General features: G+C 70.2%; 1 protein-coding gene. It reads left to right on the forward strand.

Features of this window, described 5'->3' with window-relative positions; genetic code table 11:
* The coding region (locus FK268_RS23740; RefSeq protein ID WP_306461504.1) for an amino acid--tRNA ligase-related protein at nucleotides 1-537 on the forward strand (537 nt) is incomplete at both ends.

A 537-nucleotide genomic window follows, 5' to 3' on the forward strand; every position in this document is an offset into this window, starting at 1 on the left:
GCGACGCACAACCCGGAGTTCACCGCGCTCGAGGCCTACGAGGCGTACGGCGATTACACGACGATGCGGACGCTCACGCGCGAGGTGATCCTGGCCGCGGCGCTGGCGGTGAACGGCCGCCCGGTGGCCGTGCGGCCCGACGGCGCCGGAGGTACCCGCGAGGTGGACCTGACCGCCGAGTGGCCCGTCGTGACGGTACATTCCGCGGTCTCGAAGGCGACGGGGACCGAGCTGACGTCGGCCTCCCCACTCGACGAGGTGGCCGCGGTGTGCGCTCGCCATCACGTGGCCGTACCGCGCGGGGCGACCGCGGGCAAGCTCGTGATGGAGCTGTACGAAGCGCTGGTCGAGAAGCAGACCGATTTCCCGACCTTCTACTGCGACTTCCCCATCGAGGTCTCGCCGCTGGCCCGCAAGCACCGTGACGACCCGCGCCTGACCGAGCAGTGGGACCTGGTCGGCTTCGGCGCCGAACTCGGCACCGCCTACACGGAGCTCACTGACCCGATCGATCAGCGCGAGCGACTCACGAAGCAG

This window comes from Tsukamurella sputi (assembly GCF_007858445.1).
In the GTDB taxonomy this organism is placed as follows: Bacteria; Actinomycetota; Actinomycetes; order Mycobacteriales; family Mycobacteriaceae; genus Tsukamurella; species Tsukamurella sputi.